Source organism: Oleiphilus sp. HI0125 (assembly GCF_001635355.1).
In genome coordinates, this window is sequence record NZ_LWGF01000730.1 from 1 (window position 1) to 3032 (window position 3032).

At 44.4% G+C, this 3032-nt stretch carries 3 protein-coding genes and 1 pseudogene; 2 read left to right on the forward strand and 2 right to left on the reverse strand.

Annotated elements, in window-relative coordinates:
* The first annotated feature begins 341 nt into the window (after positions 1 to 341).
* The gene (locus A3762_RS10785; RefSeq protein ID WP_068500672.1) at positions 342 to 1295 is read left to right on the forward strand and encodes a homoserine kinase; all 954 of its coding nucleotides are present in this window, start codon (positions 342 to 344) and stop codon (positions 1293 to 1295) included.
* Between the two features lie 12 nt (positions 1296 to 1307).
* On the opposite strand, the gene A3762_RS10790 is transcribed toward A3762_RS10785, so the two are convergent.
* Together A3762_RS10790 and A3762_RS10795 are read right to left on the reverse strand one after the other, a co-directional pair.
* The gene (locus A3762_RS10790; RefSeq protein WP_068476264.1) at positions 1308 to 1751 is read right to left on the reverse strand and encodes a hypothetical protein; all 444 of its coding nucleotides are present in this window, start codon (positions 1749 to 1751) and stop codon (positions 1308 to 1310) included.
* 13 nt (positions 1752 to 1764) lie between these two features.
* Positions 1765 to 2688 (reverse strand): LysR substrate-binding domain-containing protein, encoded by a 924-nt coding sequence (locus tag A3762_RS10795; RefSeq protein WP_068476263.1) that lies wholly within the window; start codon positions 2686 to 2688, stop codon positions 1765 to 1767.
* Positions 2689 to 2808: 120 nt separating this feature from the next.
* Between A3762_RS10795 and A3762_RS10800 the strand changes: the two are divergent.
* Positions 2809 to 3032 (forward strand): annotated as a pseudogene (locus tag A3762_RS10800) (NAD(P)H-dependent oxidoreductase); the annotation flags it as partial.

A 3032-nucleotide genomic window follows, 5' to 3' on the forward strand; every position in this document is an offset into this window, starting at 1 on the left:
CAGTGTAAAGGTGAGCAATTCGATGAAAGCCTAACAGACGCATTCTTAGCCTTGCTGGGGAATGTTCCCTCTGGCTTGCATGTGAAATCGAGTTCTGGTCGAGCGTTGCTTATCTTAGAGCCGGGGCGTTCTTTGGGGAGTTATCGTGCTATTTCGTTGAGCGATGGCTTGGAACTAGAAATCCCTACAAAAGATGCGGTTTCTTCGCAAAGTGAGTATATTGCTCCAGATTCGATTGAAGCGATGAATGAATCGCACATTCAGCAACTGAACGCGTTGATAACGGCTTANAAAAGTCTTTGTTTTGAACGTCTTTATTTTTATTAGTTTGGTCACTTTTCATGGCAGTTTTCACACAGGTCAGCCCGCAAGACTTGAATCCAGTTATTGAACAGTTCTCTCTTGGCAGGATCGTCTTGTTAGAGGGGATTGGGGCTGGAATTGAAAACACCAATTACTTTTTGAACACCTCAAAAAATGGTCAGCTTAGTCGATGGGTGTTGACGATTTTTGAGGCGATGGAATCCGCTGAATTGCCTTTTTTTGTCTCGCTCACCCAACATTTAGCGTCAAAAGGGCTTGCTGTTCCCGCGGCGCTGCAAGATTCGAAAGGGCAATCCCTTTTTAAGATTCAAGGCAAAGACGCCATGATCGTTCCTTGTTTTGATGGGGCCGCAAAAACAGACATGGAGATCGAAGATTGTGCCGCAGCGGGGAAATGGTTGGCGCATATGCATCATGCGGTCGCAGATTTTGATGGAGATCGAAAATTAGTTCGAGATTCAGCTTGGATGCAGGAGCATCTCAATGCGCTCAAAAATTCTGACATGCCTCGCGACGACTTTGCTTTGCTAGAGGAATGCGTTGAACGCTATTCGGTATACCAAAGAGAGTTAGATCAGTGTTCAAGGGGCACTGTTCATGGGGACTTGTTTAAAGACAATGTTCTCTTCGGCGAACAGAATATATCTGGCGTGATTGACTTTTATCATGCCTGTACCGAAGGCTTTCTTTTTGATTTGGCTGTTTGTGCGAACGACTGGGCGATGACTGCGTCAGGCCGACACGATAGTGCAAAACTATCGGCTTTGGTGGAGGCATATCAGAGTGAGAAACCTTGGTCAGATGCCGAAAGTGCTTGTTGGCCCTTATTTCTGGAATTGGCCGCTTTACGCTTTTGGATATCCCGGTTAGTAAGTAAGTACTTAGCGGGTTATCAGCAGGAGAGTTTGGCGGGCGATACGATCAAAGATCCAAACGCCATGCGCGATATTATTATTCAGCTTCGCGCATAGCGTTGCGTATGACTACTGAAATAAAGCGTTAATGTCAGTGCTAAGATTGACGTCGACCAAATACCAGCCTTGGTCAGGTTGGTAAAAATTCATTTCCCACACAAGTGCCGCTTGCCGAAACTTCAATAGATACCGTACTTTGTAAAGGTGTTCGCCAACACTTTTGGTATCTACTTTTGCGTAGCTTAAGGCTTTACCCGCACTTGATTCGATGCGCTGCATGTCTTGAATAATCCGAGCACTGCGTTGTGCGAACTGTTCAGGATTTACGCCAGCATAAGCAGAGATCAAATTAAGAGCTGATTCGCTATCGCCTTTTGCAACTTGCTCCATAAATAAGTCAGTTGCCTGTTCCAATTTTTTTAGATTGGCGAGTGGTTTTGATGAAGCTGGATTCGCCCAAAAAAGCGCAATGATGGAGAGTAAAATAATGAGGGTGCGAGCGTATTGATGCATTGTAAGTCCTGATTTATTCCTGTTCTTTTAATTGCTTTTGGATAAGGGTGCGTAGGCGTTGTAAGCCTTTGCCTTGGTTTACCATTTTCCAAGCCATGTAGAGCGTGCTTGGTTGTGGGCGCGCATTGTCGAGCGGCAACTCAACAAGTTTACCTGCCTTGAGTTCTTCTCTAATCAGGTATCGTGGTAAGAAACCAACGCCGATACCTGCTTTTTGAGCATTTAACTTGTTATAAGTATTGGGGACATAAAAGCGCTGTTGCACCTGATCCTTCAACGAAGAGTGTAAACCTCTCGTCCAGGTAACTGCTTCACGTGCGCTGTCGTGCGTGACGACACGACGAACTTTGCTTAGATCTTCAATCTTAATTGGTGAAGTACTTTTTGCCAGAGGATGGTCGGGCGAGCAGGTATAAACAAGGTCAAGTTGCGCGACCTCTTCGGTTCGAATCCCTTTTTGTTGAGGTACAGGACCAACGGCGCCAATGACTAAATCAACTTCATCAGAAATCAGAACTTCCCAAGCACCATTCAAAGCTTCTTCTTGAATGTCTATTTCAATGTCTGGATGTTCATCTACGAAGCTTTTAAAAGCGCAATAGACCGGTCGTATATCCATGATGGTATCAATGGCGACACGAATTCTGCTTTCGTAACCTCGAGCAACGTTCTGCGTTTGTTCTGCAAGACGTTCTACTGAGTTAAGCAGAATTCTGCCTTCGTCTAGTAAATGCTTTCCAGCGGGGGTAAGTACTGAGCGTCGTCCCTGCTTCTGAAACAAGGTGACATTCAACTGTTCCTCAAGTTTTTGTACGACGTAAGACAGCGCGGAAGGGACTTTGTCGAGTTCTTCTGCCGCTGCTGCATAACTTCCCCTGCGATCAATCACATCTAAGACTTTAAGTGCTTCGATCGTAATTGGACTGTGTAGATTCATGTCATTATTTATTGTTCAAAAATTTTGATTATATAGCGCAAAAGTACCTGCTTATTCGTTTGAATACAATGCTTATACTTCTTATCAACGTTTAGTAAATCAAAGTTTGAGGAAGCCAAAATGGCTAAAAATATTCTTTCAGTAGCAGCAAGTGTTCAAGGTGAAAATTCAACTAGCCGTATGCTCGCCAATGAGTTGTTGGCAAATGAAAAGGTCGCGGGAAAGATCGCCAACGTCGTGGAGCGTGATGTTTCAAAAAACGATATTGCGTTCATTACAGGTGAGCACGTAGGTGCGTTTTATACACCCGCAGATGATCGATCAAATCAACAGAAATCATTGAT